The 20,281-nt window shown below is 39.6% G+C and carries 19 protein-coding genes and 1 pseudogene; 10 read left to right on the plus strand and 10 right to left on the minus strand.

Annotated features, from left to right (window positions below; all coding sequences use genetic code 11):
• The first annotated feature begins 55 nt into the window (after positions 1-55).
• The 3 genes from EJ994_RS12150 to EJ994_RS12160 all read left to right on the plus strand — a co-directional run bounded on the left by EJ994_RS12150 (position 56) and on the right by EJ994_RS12160 (position 2,396).
• Positions 56-1,843 carry a chloride channel protein gene (locus EJ994_RS12150; RefSeq protein ID WP_126592737.1) on the plus strand — a complete coding sequence of 596 codons (1,788 nt, stop codon included), beginning with the start codon at positions 56-58 and terminating at the stop codon, positions 1,841-1,843.
• Between the two features lie 23 nt (positions 1,844-1,866).
• Entirely contained in the window at positions 1,867-2,133 is a 267-nt protein-coding gene (locus tag EJ994_RS12155; protein ID WP_126592739.1) for a hypothetical protein, read from the plus strand.
• A gap of 71 nt (positions 2,134-2,204) precedes the next feature.
• The gene (locus EJ994_RS12160) at positions 2,205-2,396 is read left to right on the plus strand and encodes a cold-shock protein (protein ID WP_099573978.1); all 192 of its coding nucleotides are present in this window, start codon (positions 2,205-2,207) and stop codon (positions 2,394-2,396) included.
• A 100-nt stretch (positions 2,397-2,496) separates the two neighbouring features.
• On the opposite strand, the gene EJ994_RS12165 is transcribed toward EJ994_RS12160, so the two are convergent.
• Complete coding sequence (locus EJ994_RS12165) at positions 2,497-2,940, minus strand: nucleoside deaminase (protein ID WP_126592740.1); 444 nt, start codon at positions 2,938-2,940, stop codon at positions 2,497-2,499.
• 97 nt (positions 2,941-3,037) lie between these two features.
• Between EJ994_RS12165 and EJ994_RS12170 the strand changes: the two genes are divergently transcribed.
• Both EJ994_RS12170 and EJ994_RS12175 read left to right on the plus strand, forming a co-directional pair.
• Positions 3,038-4,804 carry a 1-deoxy-D-xylulose-5-phosphate synthase gene (locus EJ994_RS12170; RefSeq protein WP_126592742.1) on the plus strand — a complete coding sequence of 589 codons (1,767 nt, stop codon included), beginning with the start codon at positions 3,038-3,040 and terminating at the stop codon, positions 4,802-4,804.
• Entirely contained in the window at positions 4,801-5,928 is a 1,128-nt protein-coding gene (locus EJ994_RS12175) for a DUF3078 domain-containing protein (RefSeq protein ID WP_126592743.1), read from the plus strand. The genes EJ994_RS12170 and EJ994_RS12175 overlap by 4 nt, the downstream gene beginning before the upstream one ends.
• Here EJ994_RS12175 and dgt read toward each other — a convergent pair.
• A pseudogene (gene dgt / locus EJ994_RS12180) lies at positions 5,925-7,267 on the minus strand (dGTP triphosphohydrolase). The gene EJ994_RS12175 and the pseudogene dgt sit on opposite strands and share 4 nt — an antisense overlap.
• A gap of 163 nt (positions 7,268-7,430) precedes the next feature.
• Here dgt and EJ994_RS12185 point away from each other — a divergent pair.
• The 3 genes from EJ994_RS12185 (at position 7,431) to EJ994_RS12195 (ending at position 10,990) form a co-directional block, all read left to right on the plus strand.
• Entirely contained in the window at positions 7,431-7,823 is a 393-nt protein-coding gene (locus EJ994_RS12185; RefSeq protein WP_126592744.1) for a carboxypeptidase-like regulatory domain-containing protein, read from the plus strand.
• A 199-nt stretch (positions 7,824-8,022) separates the two neighbouring features.
• Positions 8,023-10,266, plus strand: a complete 2,244-nt coding sequence (locus EJ994_RS12190) for an inorganic phosphate transporter (protein WP_126592745.1) — start codon at positions 8,023-8,025, stop codon at positions 10,264-10,266.
• On the plus strand, positions 10,253-10,990 hold the full coding sequence (locus EJ994_RS12195; protein ID WP_164721460.1) for a DUF6503 family protein: 738 nt from the start codon (positions 10,253-10,255) through the stop codon (positions 10,988-10,990). The genes EJ994_RS12190 and EJ994_RS12195 overlap by 14 nt, the downstream gene beginning before the upstream one ends.
• Positions 10,991-11,003: 13 nt before the next feature.
• Here EJ994_RS12195 and nadD read toward each other — a convergent pair whose 3' ends face one another.
• The 7 genes from nadD to EJ994_RS12230 form a co-directional block, all read right to left on the minus strand.
• Positions 11,004-11,588, minus strand: a complete 585-nt coding sequence (nadD, locus tag EJ994_RS12200) for a nicotinate (nicotinamide) nucleotide adenylyltransferase (protein WP_126592746.1) — start codon at positions 11,586-11,588, stop codon at positions 11,004-11,006.
• Positions 11,585-12,175, minus strand: coding sequence for a guanylate kinase (gene gmk / locus EJ994_RS12205; protein WP_126592747.1), 591 nt, complete (start codon positions 12,173-12,175; stop codon positions 11,585-11,587). Before gmk ends, nadD begins: the two co-directional genes overlap by 4 nt.
• On the minus strand, positions 12,176-13,033 hold the full coding sequence (locus tag EJ994_RS12210) for a YicC/YloC family endoribonuclease (protein WP_126592748.1): 858 nt from the start codon (positions 13,031-13,033) through the stop codon (positions 12,176-12,178).
• A gap of 53 nt (positions 13,034-13,086) precedes the next feature.
• Positions 13,087-13,893: a DUF1080 domain-containing protein gene (locus EJ994_RS12215; RefSeq protein ID WP_126592749.1), complete on the minus strand. Its 807-nt coding sequence runs from the start codon at positions 13,891-13,893 to the stop codon at positions 13,087-13,089.
• Between the two features lie 37 nt (positions 13,894-13,930).
• Entirely contained in the window at positions 13,931-14,749 is an 819-nt protein-coding gene (locus tag EJ994_RS12220) for a DUF1080 domain-containing protein (protein ID WP_126592750.1), read from the minus strand.
• Positions 14,750-14,764: 15 nt separating this feature from the next.
• Positions 14,765-15,514 (minus strand): DUF1080 domain-containing protein, encoded by a 750-nt coding sequence (locus EJ994_RS12225; RefSeq protein ID WP_126592751.1) that lies wholly within the window; start codon positions 15,512-15,514, stop codon positions 14,765-14,767.
• 87 nt (positions 15,515-15,601) lie between these two features.
• The gene (locus tag EJ994_RS12230; RefSeq protein ID WP_126592752.1) at positions 15,602-16,654 is read right to left on the minus strand and encodes a sugar phosphate isomerase/epimerase family protein; all 1,053 of its coding nucleotides are present in this window, start codon (positions 16,652-16,654) and stop codon (positions 15,602-15,604) included.
• A gap of 160 nt (positions 16,655-16,814) precedes the next feature.
• Here EJ994_RS12230 and EJ994_RS12235 point away from each other — a divergent pair, with 160 nt between their 5' ends.
• Together EJ994_RS12235 and EJ994_RS12240 are read left to right on the plus strand one after the other, a co-directional pair.
• A complete protein-coding gene (locus EJ994_RS12235; RefSeq protein WP_126592753.1) occupies positions 16,815-18,518 on the plus strand; it encodes a GMC oxidoreductase in 1,704 nt (567 codons plus the stop codon).
• Positions 18,519-18,587: 69 nt separating this feature from the next.
• Positions 18,588-19,046, plus strand: coding sequence for an ASCH domain-containing protein (locus tag EJ994_RS12240; RefSeq protein WP_126592754.1), 459 nt, complete (start codon positions 18,588-18,590; stop codon positions 19,044-19,046).
• 51 nt (positions 19,047-19,097) lie between these two features.
• Here EJ994_RS12240 and EJ994_RS12245 read toward each other — a convergent pair whose 3' ends face one another.
• The gene (locus tag EJ994_RS12245; protein WP_126592755.1) at positions 19,098-20,237 is read right to left on the minus strand and encodes a Gfo/Idh/MocA family protein; all 1,140 of its coding nucleotides are present in this window, start codon (positions 20,235-20,237) and stop codon (positions 19,098-19,100) included.
• Positions 20,238-20,281: the final 44 nt, after the last annotated feature.

Genomic DNA, 20,281 nt, shown 5'->3' on the forward strand with positions numbered 1-20,281 from the left:
CTCCGAGGGAAGCTTAGGAGTATTTTTAATCTCGGTTATCGAGTAAAGCACAGTAATGCCCAACCAGAAAAACAGTCTTTTAAAACGTATATATAAGTGGAGGTACAAACATATTTCCAACAAAACCTTTATTTACATTCTTAGCGTAATCGTTGGACTATTAGCTGGCCTAGCTTCGGTAACCCTAAAGAACATCACCTATTTTATAGAGGCCTCTTTAGAGAACGGTATTATCCTTACAAGGAATCAACTTTACTTTGTACTTCCTATACTAGGGTTAACACTGGTTTTTCTATACGTAAAATACGTCCATAAAGAAAAATTGAAACACGCCGTTTCATCCATTTTGTTCTCGCTTTCAAAAAACAAAGGTATCATCAGCAAAAAACAGATACTAACCCAACTTGTTGCAGCACCGCTAACGGTCGGTTTTGGTGGTTCGGTAGGTTTATTGGGACCCGCGGTGGCCTCTGGAGCGGCCATTAGTTCCAATCTTGGACAACTCTTTCATATCAATACCAAAACACGGTCATTACTAATTGCCTGTGCCTCGGCCGGGGCTATATCTTCCATCTTTCAAGCTCCGATTGCAGCGATAATCTTTGCCGTGGAGGTCTTTAGTCTAGACCTGACCATGATCTCTATGTTACCCCTGTTACTTGCTTCCATTTCCGGCGTACTTACCTCCTATTTTTTTTTGGGTAACGAAGTGCTTTTTAAATTCACCATTACACAATCATTTGAGGTAAAAGACACCTTGTTTTATATTCTGCTTGGTGTGGGCACCGCAATAGCTTCCATATACTTTACCAAAATGTACTTTGGCATTATGAAACTATTTAAACCCCTTAGAAGTCCTAAATACCGTTTATTGGTTGGTGGATTGGCCATAGGTATAATGCTCTACTTTATTCCTCCTCTTTATGGTGAAGGCTTTGGGTTTATTAACCACTTGTTAGACGGGAATCACTTACTTGCACTGGGCACTACCCCTTTTGATGCATTTATGGATAATATTTGGGTAGTCATTGCCCTATTGTTCGGTATTACCATCTTCAAGGCGGTGGCCATGACCACCACTTTAGCCGCAGGCGGTGCAGGAGGTATTTTTATTCCTACCATGGTTATGGGCAGTGCATTGGGGAACGTTGTGGGGAAGGTCATCAATAACCTAGGCCTCGGTCTGTCCGTATCGGAGAGTAACTTTACGTTGATAGGCATGGCTGGTCTTATTGCGGGAGTACTCCATGCCCCTTTAACGGCCATTTTCTTAATAGCTGAGATTACCGGAGGATATGAACTTTTTGTTCCTTTAATGATTACCGCTTCCATTTCATACATCATTACCAAAAATGCGATAGACTACACTATTTATACAAGGGAACTGGCAGAAAGTGGTGATTTACTGACGCACAACAAAGACCAAGCGGTTTTGACACTTATGCAGCTTGATGATATCATTGAAAAGAACTTTAAGACCGTACGCCCGGATATGACCTTGGGAGATATGTTGCACGAGTCCGTTGCCAAATCGGCTAGAAACATTTTCCCGGTAGTGGATACCAACAATTCCTTGGTAGGCATTATACTATTGGACGACATACGTGAATTTATGTTCGACACCGCATTGTATAAGACAACCCGAGTAGAGACGTTTATGCATAACGCTCCAGAACATATATTCTACGGTAAGGATAATATGCAACAGGTAATGCAAAAATTTCAGGATAGTGGGGCGTGGAACCTTCCGGTCATTAAAAATGGAAAATATATAGGCTTTGTCTCCAAATCCAAACTGCTAACGGCCTATCGCAGAGAGCTTATAAATTTCACCAGTAACTAATTTTCATTCTGTAAATTTGCACTATGAAATATCTGATATCGCTTATTGTCTGCATTGCTTTTGGCCTTATTATTTATGGCTTTTCCTTAGATGAAACAGAAGAAGCGATTGCCGATAAGTATATCGGTTCAGGAACTTTGACCCTATTTCTTGTTGCTATGCCGCTTTTCTTGTATAAAGAAAGTAAAACCAGAAAGTGGAACGACTATATGCTTACGGAAGAAAACGTAAGGAAAATGCAAGGAAAGGAACCTAAGAATACTGATAATCAGGACACTCCGTCCAATTAAATTCTTCAACGCCACGTTTCTTAGACAAAAAATGATTAAATTAGAGTACTAACATTTAATCTTTAATTTTCATGACTGGCACAGTTAAATTTTTTAATGAATCCAAAGGATATGGCTTTATTACCAATGACGACACCGGAAAGGACATCTTCGTTCATGCAACCGCCCTTAACGGAACGGAGCTGAGAGAAGGAGACAAAGTGGAATACGTTGAAGAAGAAGGAAGAAAAGGAATAGTTGCAGGGCAAGTTCAAGTCCTTTAACCAAACGTATGACATCTTGTAAGAATTAGAACCATGCCAATGCATGGTTTTTTTATTGGTTCTTTTGAATTTTCCCATAATTCCGTACTTATATACGTCACTACTCCCGCCTTTTTTCAAAAAAACGTTTCAATAGGGTCGTTGATTCCATGGCCAAAATACCACCGGTAATGACTGTTTTAGGATGTAATTGCGTCCCCATAACCCCACATCCCCTTTGTTCATCTTTTGCACCAAAAACAATTTTGCCTATTTGGCTCCAATAAAGCGCACCAGCACACATTTGGCAGGGTTCTAAGGTAACATATAGGGTACAAGCGCGGAGGTATTTTCCGCCCAGGAAATTGGCCGCCGCCGTAATGGCCTGCATCTCGGCATGTGCAGTAACATCGTTCAACTGCTCTGTTAGATTATGGGCCCTAGCTATAATTCTATCCTTGATAACGATGACAGCTCCAACAGGTATTTCGTTCTGCTCAAAGGCATATTCCGCCTCCTGAAGGGCCTTTTTCATAAAATAGGAATCATCATAGGGTAATATCATAAATCAAAAATACAATAAGCCTAGCTTTAATAACTAGGCTTTAAAACAATTGTTTAACCTATTAAAAGAAGTATTTTTGTGGCTTAGCACTTCAATCTTGGATACGTTTTTAGACCATATTAACTCCCCGGCTGATTTAAAAAAGCTTTCCGTGCATCAACTTCCTGCACTAGCGAAAGAACTTCGAACATTCATCATAGACATCGTAGCCACTAAAGAGGGTCATCTAGGAGCAAGCTTGGGTGTTGTGGAACTTACCATTGCGTTGCACTATACATTCAACACACCCGAAGATCAACTTATATGGGACGTCGGTCACCAAGCATACGGACACAAAATTTTAACGGGCAGAAAGGAAATTTTTGAAACCAATAGGCAGTTAAACGGAATAAGCGGTTTTCCAAAACGAGAAGAAAGCAGCTATGACGCCTTTGGTACCGGACATAGTTCTACATCTATCTCTGCCATACTGGGTATGGCCCTAGCCGCGCAAATTCAAGGAAAAAGGGAACAACAACATATTGCCGTCATCGGGGATGCCTCTATTGCCAGCGGAATGGCTTTTGAAGGACTTAACCATTTAGGTGTTACAGATGCCAATGTGCTCATTGTCCTAAACGATAATGCCATTGGTATAGACCCTAGTGTAGGGGCATTGAAAAAATATCTCACCAATGTCAAGAAAGGAGTTGCAAAGGACGAAAATATTTTTGAATGTTTAAACCTTAATTATTCTGGACCCATAGATGGCCACGACCTCCAAACACTGATAACGGAGTTAAATCGACTAAAATCTGTTCCAGGTCCAAAGCTATTGCATGTCATAACCACCAAAGGTAAAGGGCTTCAAAAGGCAGAAGAGAACCAGGTGGTTTATCATGCTCCAGGTAAATTCGACAAAAACACCGGAGAGTTAATTCCAAAGACAATGAAACCAGGGCCGCCAAAATACCAGGATGTCTTTGGTCATACGTTGGTAGAGCTGGCTAACGATAATGAAAAAATTGTTGGTATTACCCCTGCAATGCCTACGGGAAGTTCCTTGAAATATATGATGGAAAAAATACCCGATCGCGCTTTCGATGTTGGTATTGCCGAACAACATGCCGTAACAATGGCAGCAGGGATGGCCACGCAGGGCCTAGTTCCTTTTTGTAATATTTACTCTACCTTCCTACAACGTGCTTATGACCAGCTCATACATGACGTTGCCCTACAAAACCTACCTGTCATATTTTGTTTGGATAGAGCAGGAATCGTAGGACAAGATGGCCCCACGCATCATGGTGTTTTTGATGTTGCTTATCTCAGGTGCATTCCTAATCTTATCATCTGCGCACCAATGAACGAGATACAGTTAAGGAATATAATGTATACTACTCAACTAGGTCTTCAAAAACCGATTGCCATTAGATATCCCAGAGGAAAAGGTCGTTTGGAGCATTGGAAACGACCCATGGTAAAAATGGAAATTGGCACATCTTTTGAGCTCAAAAAAGGAAATAAGATAGCCTTATTAAGTACCGGCCCAGTTGGTAATATGATAACCGATATAATCGAAGAATTTGATTCTAAGGACATGATAGGGCATTATAATTTTCCTTTCGTAAAACCATTAGATCAAAAAAGATTGGCGCACCTATTGGCATCTTACGAACATATTATCACTATTGAAGATGGCAGTAGTATCGGTGGCTTTGGGAGTGCAGTGGTAGAATTTGCGAACGAAAATGACATCACTAAAAATATTAAGATATTTGGAGTTCCGGATGAATTTATACCACATGGAACCGTGGAAGAACTTTATAAATTAGCCGGGATAGACAAAGAAACTATTAAAGAGTATTTAGCGCATATCACATGACCAAGAGGATTACGAATAAGACCGTATGGTTTACCATTATATTAGGGTTAGCTGCAAATTTATTTTTCGCTCAAAATACAATTCCGGCTACAACGCCTACCGACAGTGTTTCAATAGATACAACTGTTGTGGATACCATAGTTATACGAAAAACACTCACCAAGATAAAGCATATACCAAGGGGCGTTAACCTTACCAATCCCGTTATCTCATTTAAAAAAACAAAACCACTTAAAGATAGGTACAACCGATTTAGGGTACCTTCTTTTTGGAAAAAGGAGAATCAACTGGGGATAAATGTGAGCGAGACGGCCTTTGTGAATTGGAATGCAGGTGGGGACAATGCCATAAGCGGTCTAGGATTTCTTAAATTTTCCCGTAACTACAAATTTCGATATTTTAAATGGGACAATAATCTAGATCTCAGATATGGTCTTAACGCACAGGAAGGTCGTAAATTAAGAAAGACAGAAGATGTTATACGGCTAAACTCAAATGTCGGTTATCGCAGGGATACCATCAGTAATTGGTACTACTCCGTGCAGTTAAACTTTAACACCCAATTTTCCAACGGTTTTAAGTATCCAGATAGAACTACACCAATATCCCGTTTCATGGCTCCCGGATATTTGTTTTTTGGTGCTGGAACATCGTATATAAGTCAAGACCAAAAATTTAATCTTTACCTCTCTCCCTTAACACAGAAATCTACGTTTGTTCTAGACCAAAGATTGGCGGACAGGGGTGCATTTGGTGTTGAAAAAGCCGTTTTGGATGCAGATGGAAATGTGATTACACCCGGGGAAAACCATCTTTTAGAACTGGGGTTTCTGGTTACGCATAATTGGAACCTGAACCTGGGGAAGAATATTGACTTGAACAGTAGGCTAAACCTGTATACCGATTATCTCGCCAGCTTTGGGAACATAGATTTAGATTGGGAACTTAATATTAAGATGAGGGTGAACAAGTATATTTTGACCACCATAGGCACACATCTTATTTACGACGATGATATTCTTTTTGATGAAGTAAAGAATGTGGACGGTATCGTTACCGACCCCGGAGAACCTAGGTTGCAGTTTAAACAAGTGCTAGGGGTAGGTGTAGCTTACGATTTTTAAAGTTGTCTTCCTTGAATTTTATTATGAATATGAACGGCACTACTATCGGAAAGACTAGCTACGTAACAGCAGGTATTCAGTAAAATTTCATAAAGTGAAATACAGGTATGCTGATATGGTTCCGGTAAAGTTTGAACGATTAGCTTATGATAATTAGAGGCACTATCATTTTTTTCTGAACCAACGCATCTATATAAACATCCAGGATATTTGAGATGATCTTATAGCCCGCAATTTCTTTTTCAACTACTTCCTGAGCACGATAAACCCGCTCAACACTGATTCCTATAATATCCCTTATTTGCGCATCATATTTGCTCTTATCTAAAAGTGATACATCAAAATTACCGCTTAAAATCTGTTCTTCGTTTTCCATGAAAATTGAAACAGCATCTTGTATCAATGTGTTGATCGCCAAGGCTCTTAGATAACTTAACCGATCCTCTTTATAAGCCAAAGAACGGTACTTTTTGGTGTTGATACTGTCCTTGACCAATTTTATAAGGTATTCCAAAGCAAAATCTTCCGAAATAAGGCCAAGGTTAATGCCGTCTTCAAAATCTATTATCGTGTAGCAGATATCATCCGCTGCTTCGACTAAAAAAGTCAAGGGATGCCTAGCGTAGGAAACAGACGCTCCTTTTCTAGTCTGTATTAGTCCTAAGTCATTCGCTATGTCCTCAAAAGTTTGCTTTTCCGTTTGAAAAAACCCGAATTTCTTATCTGAAATATGTTTGGTCGGTTTCTTAGGTAAAGACTCTTTTGGATATTTCATAAAAGCCCCTAACGTAGCGTAACTTAAACGGAGTCCACCCAAAACTCCTTCTCTATCTTGGGCCAAAAGCTTAAAACCGTTGGCATTCCCTTCAAAATCAATAATATCCTGGTATTGCTTATCGGTCAACTGCTCCTTATATTTTTTACCGCTACCCGTTCTAAAATATTCACCGATGGATTTTTCACCACTATGTCCAAACGGAGGATTCCCAATGTCGTGTGCAAGAGCGGCCGCAGCGACAATAGCGCCAAAATCGTTGAATTTAAAACCATGAACTTCTTGAAGATAGGGGTGTTTTTCCAATATTTTTTTACCGGCTAATCTTCCCAGGCTTCGTCCTACAACGGATACCTCTAAACTGTGGGTTAGTCTCGTATGTACAAAATCTGTTTTTGAAAGCGGTATTACTTGCGTTTTATCCTGTAGACTTCTGAAGGCCGAAGAAAAAATAATACGGTCATAATCAACTTCAAAACCAAGTCTGGTTTCATCCTGCTCGTTTCTGAGCCTTTTATTGGTATCCCCGTTTCTTCGTAATGAAAGTAATTGCTCCCAATTCATGTTTAAAATTTAGTACGCGCAAGATACATTTTTTGCCATCCTTTTAACATCGCAAGCAAGCAAAACGATCATAATCTTAACCATTTGAAAATAAATAAATAACAGACAGCTAACCTTAACTTAACCTTGTAAAGCGTTCTTTGTCTAGAAACAAAGTCCTTCAATGAAACAGTTACTTTTTGTATTCTTATTCGCAGTTTTTTACAATGTATCCGCCCAATCAAATGGTGTCTTGAGCGGTAAGGTATTAGATGCGGAGATATATAATGAACCCTTACTTATGGCTTCATTGTGTTTAAAAGGCACCTCTTGGAAAGCACAGACTAATTTTAACGGCAATTTTGAAATTGCTGGAGTAACTCCTGGTAAATACACGCTGCAGATTAGCTTTTTAGGTTATGAAACGGTGGAAGTACCCGTAGAAATTAAGGATGGTGAACGTTTGGATGTACTACAGTCTTTAAAAGCCAAATCCTTGCCTGCCCTTCCCGACTCTGTAGTTGCGGCAAAAGAGGACTACGCTACCGATAGTCAAATTTCAGGTTTTAAAAAGTAAGTTACCCAATTCTTTTAGCGAATGGTACTATTATGGACTAGGGTCTGAAATTACCTTATTTCTAGTACCGTTTATTACAAAAGATTTTAGTATTTTTCGACTTTACACTCCTGTTAAGAAGACAAACTTTTTACTTCATAACCTTATTTTAACCTTACTGATGAATTATAATATGATTTTTGCTTTTATTTCTTTTTAGATGAGCGAAAACATTTACTTGTTTATGATTATTGCCTTGGCCGTTCTGGCCATCACCGACCTGGTTGTTGGGGTAAGTAATGATGCCGTAAACTTTTTGAATTCTGCAATTGGCTCAAAGGCCATTTCGTTCAAGACCATCATGATCGTTGCAAGTGTAGGTATTGCCTTTGGCGCAATTTCCTCTAGTGGTATGATGGAGGTTGCACGGAAGGGAATTTTTAATCCGAGTGAGTTCGTCTTTGCTGAAATCATGATTATTTTCATGGCGGTAATGATTACCGATATTCTTTTGTTGGATTTTTTCAACACCCTTGGAATGCCTACTTCAACCACGGTTTCCATAGTTTTTGAATTATTGGGTGCCGCTGTCGCTATTTCAATGGTAAAAATATATGCCTCGGACGGTGGTGTTTCAGATTTGGTCCAATATATCAATACAGAAAAGGCTACTGAGATTATATTAGGTATTCTTTTGTCCGTAGTCGTAGCCTTTACAATAGGTGCTTTGGTCCAGTTTGTTTCTAGAATACTTATTTCTTTTAAATTCGAGGAAAAACCAAAATGGATAGGTGCTGTTTTTGGTGGGTTTGCCATAACCGCCATTGTTTATTTTATTCTGGTCAAGGGCCTAAAGGGAACCTCTATTCTGTCACCTGAAATATCCATGTTCATAGGCACCCAACCAGAATTATTCATACTGGGAAATATCCTATTTTGGTCCATATTATCCTTTGTGGTTACCCAATTTTTAAACTGGAATATTTACACTGTAATCATAGTTTTAGGCACGTTTGCACTTGCGATGGCTTTTGCGGGCAACGACCTTGTTAATTTCATAGGGGTACCGCTAGCAGCCTTGGCCTCTTATGAAAGCTGGCAAGCCTCCGGTATGTTAGCTTCTGAATTTAATATGAAAGGACTAAATACGGCAAGCCAAGCACCCACCTACCTTTTGCTGGCATCCGGTCTTATAATGGTCATTACGCTTTGGTTTTCTTCCAAAGCTAAAAACGTGGTAAAAACCAGTGTAGATTTATCCAGGCAGGACGAAGGGGACGAACGTTTTCAACCGAACTACTTATCGAGGCAAATCGTAAAATATAGCATAATGGCTTCTGAAAACTTATCGGGAATCATTCCAAAGAACATTCAGAAAAGAATAAATAGCCAGTTTGAAAAGCCTTATGTGTACATTCCAAAAAGTAAAGTAAAGGACCTACCTGCTTTTGACTTGGTCAGGGCGTCCGTAAACTTAATGGTGGCCAGTGTATTGATATCGTTGGCAACCTCCATGAAATTACCACTTTCTACAACCTACGTAACTTTTATGGTTGCCATGGGTACTTCCTTGGCAGACCAGGCATGGGGTCCAGAAAGTGCTGTTTATCGGGTAGCAGGTGTACTTAACGTCATAGGAGGCTGGTTCTTTACTGCCTTCAGTGCTTTTACGGCAGCGGCCATAATAGCTTATATTATTCATCTTGGCGGTATCGTTGCCATTGGAATTCTTTTGACCTTGGCGTTTTTGCTTATCGGTAAAAATTACCTCTCGCATTCTAAGAAAATGAAGGAAACCAAACTTGAGGAAAAGTTACAGAAGGCAGAGAGCAATACTATAATTGGATTGATCGAAGAAAGTGCAACCAATGTAGCACTAGCTATGAAGCGCGGCAGTAAAATTTATACCCAAAGTATAGATGGTCTTGCAAAGCATGATATTGACACCCTAAAAAAAGGAAAAAAAGGAATTTCAAAATTAGATAAGGAAGTAGAGGACCTTAGAGGCAACATTTTTTACTTTATCAAAAACCTAGATGAATCAAGCGTAGGAGCCAGTAACTTTTATATTACGGCTTTAAGTTACCTTCAAGATATGACCCAATCTTTGGAATATATATCCAAAGCTGGTTTCAAACATGTAAACAACAACCATAAAAAACTAAGATTCAATCAAATCAAAGACCTCAAGGAAACGGACCAATACGTAGAAAAACTGTTTGTAGAGGTACGCGAAATATTCGAATCAAGAAATTTTGGAAATCTGACCAGCCTTTTGATGGGAAAAGAGGAACTACTCCTTAAACTAGATCAAAAAATAGCCAAACAGGTAGAGCGCACCCGTTCCGATGAATCTAGTCCAAAGAATACGGCGCTATATTTTAGCTTGCTACTAGAAACTAAAGACTTGTTGCAAGCAACAATGAACTTGATAGAAACCTATGACAAATATGCAAATAGGTAAGACACTGAAATTTATACTTTCCTTTATTCTGGTGATATTCTTAAATCATCTGGGAAACTCCCAAGAACTATCGGGACGAGAATTATTGGAAAAAGCAATCCAGTTCCATGATAAAGAAGCTAATTGGAAAAGTTTTAAAGGTAAATTGGCTATCACCATGAAATCTCCAAATTCTAGCGACCGTCATAGTATCTTGTTCATGGACCTTCCTGCGGAATATTTTAAATCTAAGGTTAGAAGGGATAACAACACTATTGAATCTGTTTTGATGAAGGACAGTTGTAATCTAAAACTAAACGGAAGTCCGGTAATATCTAAAAAATATAGGGATAGCCTTAGAATAACTTGTGATAGGGCTAAAATGATGAAAAATTATTACACCTATCTCTACGGCTTACCGATGAAGCTAAAAGACCCAGGAACAATCATTGCTCCAGAAGTAAAAAAGAAATCGTTCAAAGGAAAGGAATATCTTGTTTTGAAGGTAAACTACGATGAAGAAGTGGGCAAAGATACTTGGTATTTCTATTTTGATCCTTTAACCTATGCTATGGAAGTTTATCAATTTTTCCATGACGAGTCTAAAAATGATGGCGAATATATAGTACTAGATGATTTGCTCGAGGTCAATGGTATAAAAATGCCCAAAACTAGAGCATGGTATTACAATAAGGATGATAAATATTTGGGAACGGACATTCTTACCAAAGGCGGTGCCTTATAGAATTTGCTGTCCATTACCTGTAAAAATTCATTTCATCCATATATTTCCAAACATTATAGGGTAACATTGGGCTAATGTTTTTACCCTTTTTATGTTCATTTCTAATAAAGGTCGATGATATTTCCATTATGGGCGCTTCAACCTTATGAATCTTAGGATGCCCCTCAAATCTATGTGCTACGGTACCTTCAGAAATTCTTGGATATACATAGAGCTCGTAGTTTTCCAAGATTACTTCATAGTTCTTCCACTTGTGAAACCCTTTTAAATTATCCTCTCCCATAATAAGGCAAAACTGGTATTCATCTGTATACTTTTCTCCAAGATGTACAAGGGTGTTAATAGTATAGTTAGGTTGAGGCAAATCAAATTCAATTTTACTGGGCTTTAACTTTGGGAAATCTTTGGTAGCTTCAAGTACCAACTGATACCTGTGGTGATTTTCCAAAAGCGTTTTCTTGACCTTAAAGGGACTTTGAGGTGTTACTACGAACCAAATCTCATCCAACTCGGAAAACTCTGCCATGTGGTTGGCTATGACCATATGACCAATATGAATTGGGTTAAAGGTTCCAAAGTACAACCCTACCTTTTTCATCTTTCGTCAGTCTCCGTTTGGTTAACGAAATCGGACACTAGTTCTTCTGCCTCTTTTAGAGCTGTATTTAAATCGTAATTTTTGATAATCCTGTCAAACTGTGGCGCCGTCGCAAGTTCTACAGAAGCCTTTGCAATTCTCATATTAATTTTATCGTCGGTCTCCGTGCTTCGCTTCTTCAAACGTATCTTAAGCTCATCCACACTCGGTGGTTTTACAAAAACAGCTAGCGTCTGTTTTGGGAATTTCTTTTTAATACGAAGTCCACCTGCCACGTCTATATCAAAAATTACATTCTTTCCTTCTGCCCATAAGCGTTCTACTTCGCTCTTTAAAGTGCCATAAAAATTATCCCTGTATACTTCTTCCCACTCTAAGAAATCATCATTTTTAATATGTTTCTTAAATTCGGATACAGTCATAAAATAATAATGCTGTTTGTTCTTCTCCTTTCCACGTCTAGGCCTTGAAGTGGCTGACACAGAAAAAGCCAAGTTAAGGTCTTCACATCCAAGTAAATGTCTAACGATGGTAGTTTTACCACTACCAGAAGGAGCCGAAAATATAATAAGTTTACCACCTTTCATCTAAAGTACATTTAGCATCTGCTCCTTTATTTTTTCTAACTCGTCTTTCATTTGAACAACGAGCTGTTGCATTGGTGCATAATTGGCCTTTGACCCAATAGTGTTTATCTCCCTTCCTATCTCTTGGGAGATAAAACCAAGTTTTTTACCATTACTATCATTGGATTGTATGGTTTTCGTAAAATAATCCAAATGATTGGCTAAGCGCACCTTTTCCTCGGTAATATCGTACTTCTCTAGATAATAAATAAGCTCCTGTTCAAATCTATTCGCATCCACATCCTGCTTTATCTCCTGTACTGCTTTTTCCAAACGCTCCCTAATGGTACCTTGGCGGTCCGGGTCCATCTCAAGCACGTTTTGCAGTAAATTCTTTAAGGATGAAATACGATCTAAGAAATCTCTCTCTAAAACGTTTCCCTCTTCTGATCTAAACTTATTTATTTCTGATAACGCTCCCTTCAGCGCCTTAATTATAGCCTTATATTCCTCTTCATCTATGTCTTCCTTATCCGTTCGCATAGCATCAGGAAAACGCAGGGCCATCTCTAATAACCTAAGATCATCCCCATCCGCAATGGACTTCAGCTGCTTCATATATTGCTTTACAGCACTCTCGTTTACCTGAGCGGAGGTTTCATCTCCAGTGATTTCAATGTACAAACTAAAATCAACTTTTCCTCTTTGAAGTGAGTTGGCGATTAGTTTCCTCAACTCCAACTCTTTTTCCCGATATGCAGATGGCATACGAGCGTTTAAATCTATGCTCTTACTGTTTAGGGATTTAATCTCTACCGTAATTTTTTTAGTTGGAAGCTGTACAACATGCTTGCCGAATCCAGTCATGGATTGAATCATAGGTTCTAATTATATTTCGCAAAGGTAATTCTTTTGTAAAAGAAAATTTAAGACTACAATTCTCTTACCCAAATATTACGATAGCTCACACGGCTGTTATCACCATGATCCTGCAACTGAATCGGTGCCTTGCCATGTGCTTCATAACTGGGCCAACCTATATATCTAACAGGGCCTTCAATTTCAAAATGATTTTGAATAAGCACACCATTATGAAGTACTGTTACGTAGGCTGGTTGTACTAGTCTTTCATTTTCAAATTCCGGAGCTTCATAAATGATATCATAGGTATTCCATTCGCCTGATGGTACAGATGCCATGGCCAAAGGGATGGACTGCTTATAAACAGCACCTACTTGACCATTGGTATAGGTAGGGTTGTCATTACTATCCATTATTTGAATTTCATATCTCCGTTGGATAAAAATACCGCTATTCGCTCTACTTTGTCCTTCGTTAATAACGTCCTTTGGAGACTTCCATTCGATGTGTAATTGTATACTACCAAAATTTCTTTTTGTCATAATATCACCAGATCTGTCTTTTACCAACAAACTACCATCGTCTTGGACATACCATTGCGCCGCACTACTATCTACAACATGTACCCATTCCTCGAGTCCGCTTCCATCAAAAAGCACAATAGCATCACTGGGGACATTATTTTTTGTAAGTGTTACTTTGGGGGGTACTGGCTGGTATAGCTCGGTAGCCTCCGGCGTTGTAGGTTCCGTTCCCTTATATTTTGTAGGTTGTAAACTTTCGTTTGAATTATTTTCTTTCGTAAGGTTGGCACTCTTCTTTTCTTGGCAACCTATCAGAACAAAAAACACTATAAAGACATAAATAAATTGTTTCATTTTATAGTTTTAACCTGTTTCGTAGTGGATTTTAAACCTAAAGTTCTCTTACCCAAATATTACGATAGCTTACACGACTATCGTCCCCATGGTCTTGAAGCATTAGTGGCCCTTTACCATGCGCTGGATTCTTTGGCCAACCGATATAAGGCGTTGTACCCTTAATTTCTGTATGATCTTGAATTACAACACCATTATGGAAAACAGTTAAGGTGCCCGATTTTATCTTGCCACCCTCCTCATTAAATTCCGGCGCATGATAAATAATATCGTAAACATTCCATTCCCCTGTCGGGGCCGATGCCATGGCCAAAGGTGGACCTTGTTTGTAGATGGCACCAACCTGTCCGTTAACATAGGTATCGTTATCATTATTGTCCAAGACCTGCACCTCATAAATACCGTTCAGGAAAACACCACTATTTCCTCTATTCTGGCCGTCTCGCTGAACGGGAAGGGGCGATTTCCACTCAATGTGCAATTGTACGTCTCCAAATTCTTGTTTCGTCCTAATATTTCCCGTCTTATCCGCAACCGTCATGCTACCATCTTCGTTTAAATGCCACTTAGCGGCCGTACTATCTTGGACATGCATCCACCCTTCTAAAGAAGTTCCATCAAAAAGAACAATAGCGTCACTAGGGACGTTTCCATTTAACGCGGACCCAACCACGGGTACTTTTGGCTCGTAGTATTCCGTACCTTCTGGAGTTGTGGGCTCTGGCTTTTCATATTCTTCATACACAATAACAGCGTCTCTATTCTCAATATCAGAGCTAACTTTTTCTTTGGACGGTTCTTGGCAAGAACTCAATAGTAGCGCACATAGTACTCCGAGGGCACGTAGTTTATTCATTCTAGATACTTTAATTTACAATTCTTTAATCTTAATATTTCTGTAGGCAACAACATCGCCATGATCTTGTAATCCTATTTTACCGATGGTATATTTTCCAAAGTGTTCCCAACCATTAAATTTAGACTGGCTTACCATGGCACTCCACTCTGGGTCGTTCACTGGGAAATTTACGATTTCAACATCGTTAAGCACAACGATTCCTGTATTTGTCTTATGGTTTACTGTAATTACACAGTGATTCCATTCTCCTATTGGTTTGGTAACATCTTCTGAAGGAGCCACCATGTCATATAGTGCTCCTGCCTGATGTGTCGTTCCGTTCTTACCGTCAGGGTGCTTGTCGTTGTCCAGCACTTGTATCTCAGGGCCACTTTGATAAGCTTCACTTAGGGATGGGTCTTCATGAACTCCCCAAAAAATACCGCTATTGCCGGCCTCGGCTATTCGCCATTCCAGAGACAGGACGAAATCTGTATATTCCTGTTTGGTCACAATGTTAAATGCTTCTCCTTTTTTTCTAACCTGCGGAGGATAAAAAACCATTGCTCCGTCTTCTAGCTTCCAGGGTTCCGTAACTTCGCCCCTACCGTAGTAATGCCAATTATCAAAAGAACTTCCGTCAAAAAGTGTGGTCCAATCTGCCTGCGTTTCTTTTTTTTCTTCCAATTCTACTTTTTGTTCTGCTATATCCGTTGGTTTTGTTTTCTCCTTACAAGAGCCGAACGCAAAAACCAAAGCTGTTACCACTAATAGTTGTTTCATGATTCTAAGTTTAAGCGTTAAAATAAAGCAGAAAAGCTATTTGACATTCTTTTTTCTACGAACAACATTTTTAGGCACCAGTAGGCACTAAATTCCAAGGATTTTTTTCAACATTTCCTTGTCCACGGCCGACCCGGCAAAATCATCAAATGTTTTTTGAGTAGCTTCTATGATGTGGTCCTGAATAAAAATAGCCCCTTCTCTTGCACCCTGCTCGGGACTTTTAATACAACATTCCCACTCCATCACTGCCCAAACGTCACAACCGTACTGCGTTAGTTTTGAGAATATGGTTTTGAAATCTATCTGTCCGTCACCTAGTGAACGGTACCTTCCTGCGCGATTTCCCCAATCATTGTACCCCCCAAAAGCTCCTTTTTTACCCGTAGGATTAAACTCTGAATCTTTTACATGAAATGATTTGATAAACTCATGATAGTGATCTATATATTCGATATAATCCAGTTGCTGTAATACAAAATGGCTAGGGTCGTAAAGAATATTTACCCTTTTGTGGTTTCCTGTAGCTTCTAAAAACCGTTCAAAAGTATCTCCATCATGAAGATCTTCTCCCGGGTGTATTTCATAACACAGATCAACACCTTGCTCATCGAAATGGTTCAAAATAGGCATCCAACGCTTGGCAAGCTCTTCAAAGCCCATTTCTACGAGTCCCGCAGGTCGTTGAGGCCATGGATGCCATGTGTGCCAAAGTAGGGCTCCGGAGAATGTGGCATGCGCCGTAATCCCTAATCTACAGCTCGCAGTAGCAGCTTTTTTCACAACATCTACCGCCCATTCCGTTCTGGCTTTAGGATTATTCTTAACGGCATCCGGGGCAAAATTATCGAACATTAAGTCATATGCAGGGTGTACGGCAACCAGTTGTCCCTGTAAATGCGTAGAAAGTTCTGTAATTTCCAGACCATAGGAATTTACCTTGCCTTTTAACTCGTCACAATAGGTTTGACTTTCTGCCGCTTTATCCAAGTCGATTAAAAAACTTTCCCATGTGGGTATCTGTATACCCTTGTAACCTAGATCGGAAGCCCATTTACACATCCCGTCTAGCGAATTAAAAGGTGCTTTATTATCTACAAATTGTGCCAAAAATACTGCTGGCCCCTTTATTGTTTTCATATTGTTCTGTACTATTTGTTAATTAAAATGTGTCTTATCTGAACTTTATAAAGTTCAGATTTTAATCCTATATTTAGAAAATACTTGTTTGATATTAAGTTTTAAACGAGTTACGTTATAAATATAGGAATTACATCAGTATTAGAATAAAATTATCCGGATGAATCAAGATAACACGTATGACGCAATCGTCGTAGGAACAGGAATAAGCGGTGGTTGGGCTGCCAAGGAATTGTGTGAGAATGGCTTAAAGACCTTAGTCTTGGAGCGAGGTCCAATGGTGGAACATATTAAGGATTACAAAACCATGAACGATGACTCATGGGACTATCCACTTAGGGGAGAACTTTCCAAAGAAGATAAAGAGAAATACCATAAACAACGTCGCGTAAATTGGGCTCCACGGGAAGACGTAAAACACTTCTTTGTGAACGACTTGGAACATCCTTATGAAGAAATAAAGCGTTTTGATTGGATAAGAGGATATCACGTTGGTGGACGTTCACTGACATGGGGCAGACAAAGTTACCGCTGGAGCGATTTAGATTTTAAAGCAAATAAAGAAGAGGGTATTGGTGTAGACTGGCCTGTTCGCTATAGGGACATAGCGCCATGGTACGACAAGGTAGAGGAATATATAGGCGTAAGTGGAGAAAACCTTGGTTTGGCACAATTACCAGATGGCAAGTTTCAGCCACCAATGGACCTAAACTGTGCCGAGGAAGAATTTAAATCTGCCGTTTCAGATAAATTTGACGATGGCAGGCTGGTTACCATTGGCAGGGTGGCGCACATCACCGATAAGGATGCTAAAGTAGAGGGAAGAAATCCGTGTCAATATAGAAATAGATGTTGGAGGGGCTGCCCATTTGGGGGTTATTTTAGTAGTAATTCTTCTACGTTACCCGCCGCGGAACGCACCGGAAACATGACTCTGAGACCAAATTCCATTGTTCATGAGGTGGTCTATGACGACAAGACCAAAAGAGCGACCGGGGTAAAGATTATTGACGCAGAAACCAATGAGGCACTAACCTTTAATGCAAAGGTCATATTTTTATGTGCTTCCGCAATGGCCTCCGTTGGCATCATGCTGCAGTCTAAATCAGAGCGTTTTCCTAACGGTCTAGGAAACGATTCAGATGCACTGGGTAGAGGAATTATGGACCATCACTACAAACTAGGGGCCACCGCTAAAATCGATGGATATCTGGACAAATACTACAAAGGCAGAAGACCCAATGGCTTTTACATTCCTCGTTTTGTAAATCTAGACGAAAAGACCAAAAGAGAGGGTTATCTAAGAGGCTTTGGTTACCAAGGAACTGCAAGCAGAGAAGATTGGTCCTCTTCTGTAGCCGAAATGGGTTATGGGTCTGCGCTGAAGGAAGAAATACTCAAACCTGGAAAATGGCAAATAGGTGTTACCGGGTTCGGTGAATTCTTACCTTACGACGATAACCGGGTAATGTTAAGCACAACCAAGAAAGATAAATGGGGTTTACCACAGCTTGCCTTTGATGTGGAATTCAAGGAGAACGAATATAGAATGAGGGAGGATATCAAAAAAGAGATTGTAGCAATGTTCAAAGCTTCGGGATTTAAAGATGTACAGCCGTACGACGAACCATCCGGACCAGGGTTGGGTATTCATGAAATGGGAGGTGCGAGAATGGGTCACTCTTCAAAAACTTCAATCGTCAACAAGCACAATCAGGTACATCTTGTACCCAATGTGTATATGACTGATGGTGCTTTTATGAGTAGTTCTAGTTGTGTAAATCCATCTTTGACCTATATGGCGTTCACAGCGAGAGCAGCCAACCATGCGGCCAAGGAATTTAAGGCCGGGAAGTTTTCTTGATGCCTTGAACACCACTACAGTTTTGACAAAAAGTAACAATATAAACCAAATACCATACGTTTAAATTTCATGGAAAACGCTTCTGCTAACAACATGTGGGGAGATTACTTGAAAAATCATCTTGAGGATGTCTTTCAAGAGGCACCAAAAGCCGATTACTTCTGTGATAATGAAAAGGATGCCAACGAATGCGCCGCCTTGGTAAAAAAGGGCATTAAAAGAGCCACCTCACATTCTTTACTTGGTTTACAATATAGGAATGAACCACTTCCTAAAATAGGAGATTTCTTAGTGGTTACAAACTGGGAGGGTAAAGCACAATGCATTGTACAAACGACCGCGGTAAAACTTAAACCATTTTTTAGTATCGATAAAAGCTATGCTAAGTTGGAAGGGGAAGGAGACAAAAGTTTAGCATACTGGAAAAAAGTTCACTGGGACTATTTTACCCGTGAATTGGAACCTTTTGGACGTGTTCCGAGAGAAAGTATGATTATTGTATGTGAAGAATTCGAAAAAGTATTTTAAAACAAAAGCCGCAAAAAGCGGCTTTTGTTTTATCTGATCAAAAATCCTTGGTTACTCTTCCAATTGCACCCAGGTATTTCCGTTCTTATGTGATACTACCGTAGATTCAATAAAATCCATACCACGTACACCATCGGTCATGGTAGGAAATTCTCCGTCATTATATTGATCTCCCCTTATGGCACGTGCAGCTCCCAGATAAATATTGGCCATAGAATCAAAAATACCCTCTGGATGGCCAGCAGGAAGTTTTGTTCCATCTAAGGAAAGCTCGGAATTATAAGCATGGCCAGGTTTGTATACCTGCATGGGCTCCGTATCGCTCATTTTATAAAGGAAATTCGGTTTTTCCTGTTCCCATCTAAAGGCACCCTTTTCACCATAAATTGCAATTGCCAAACCGTTTTCCTCTCCAGTAGCTACCTGACTGCCTCTAATAACACCTTTTACATGATCTCCCAAACGGATGAGTACGGTACCGTCCACATCCATCTGATTGTCTTCATACAGGTAATTGAAATCACACAGCAATGATTTTACTCTTAACCCAGTGGTGAATTCTACCAGATTAAAGGCATGTACGCCAATATCTCCCATACAAGAACTTATCCCGGCTTTTTTAGGGTCCAGCCTCCAAACAGAAGAACGTTTGTCCTTATCATGGATAATGGTGTTTATCCAACCTTGGTAATATCTGGCATCTACCTTATGTATTCTTCCAAGGACGCCCGCTTTGATCATTTCTCTCATTTGACGCACCATTGGATAACCCGTGTAGGTGTGTGTCAAAGCGAAAACAGTTCCTGCTTTTTTATGGGCCTCTTGTAATATCTTAGCTTCTTCCAATGTTGTGGTCATCGGTTTTTCGCATATAACATGAAACCCGTTATCCAACAACTTCTTTGCCATAGGGAAATGCAGGAAATTTGGCGTAAGGACTGAACAAACCTGAATCCGTTCTTCAACAGGAAGCTTCATCTCCTCTTCTATAAACGTATCGAAATCCTTGTAAATTCTATTTAGAGGAACGTCTATCTCCTTCGCAAAAGCCAAGTTGGCATCAAAATCCGGATTAAAAACAGCACCGGTAATCTGATAATTATCGTTTATATGGGAAGCTACCCTATGCAAAACTCCAATAAGAGAATCTCCTCCCCCTCCTAAAATTCCTAATCTAATCTTCTTTGGCATGTCGTAATCGTATTTAATTATTTAAACTTCAATTTATATAAAAT

The sequence above is a fragment of the Maribacter sp. MJ134 genome, assembly GCF_003970695.1.
GTDB lineage: Bacteria > Bacteroidota > Bacteroidia > Flavobacteriales > Flavobacteriaceae > Maribacter.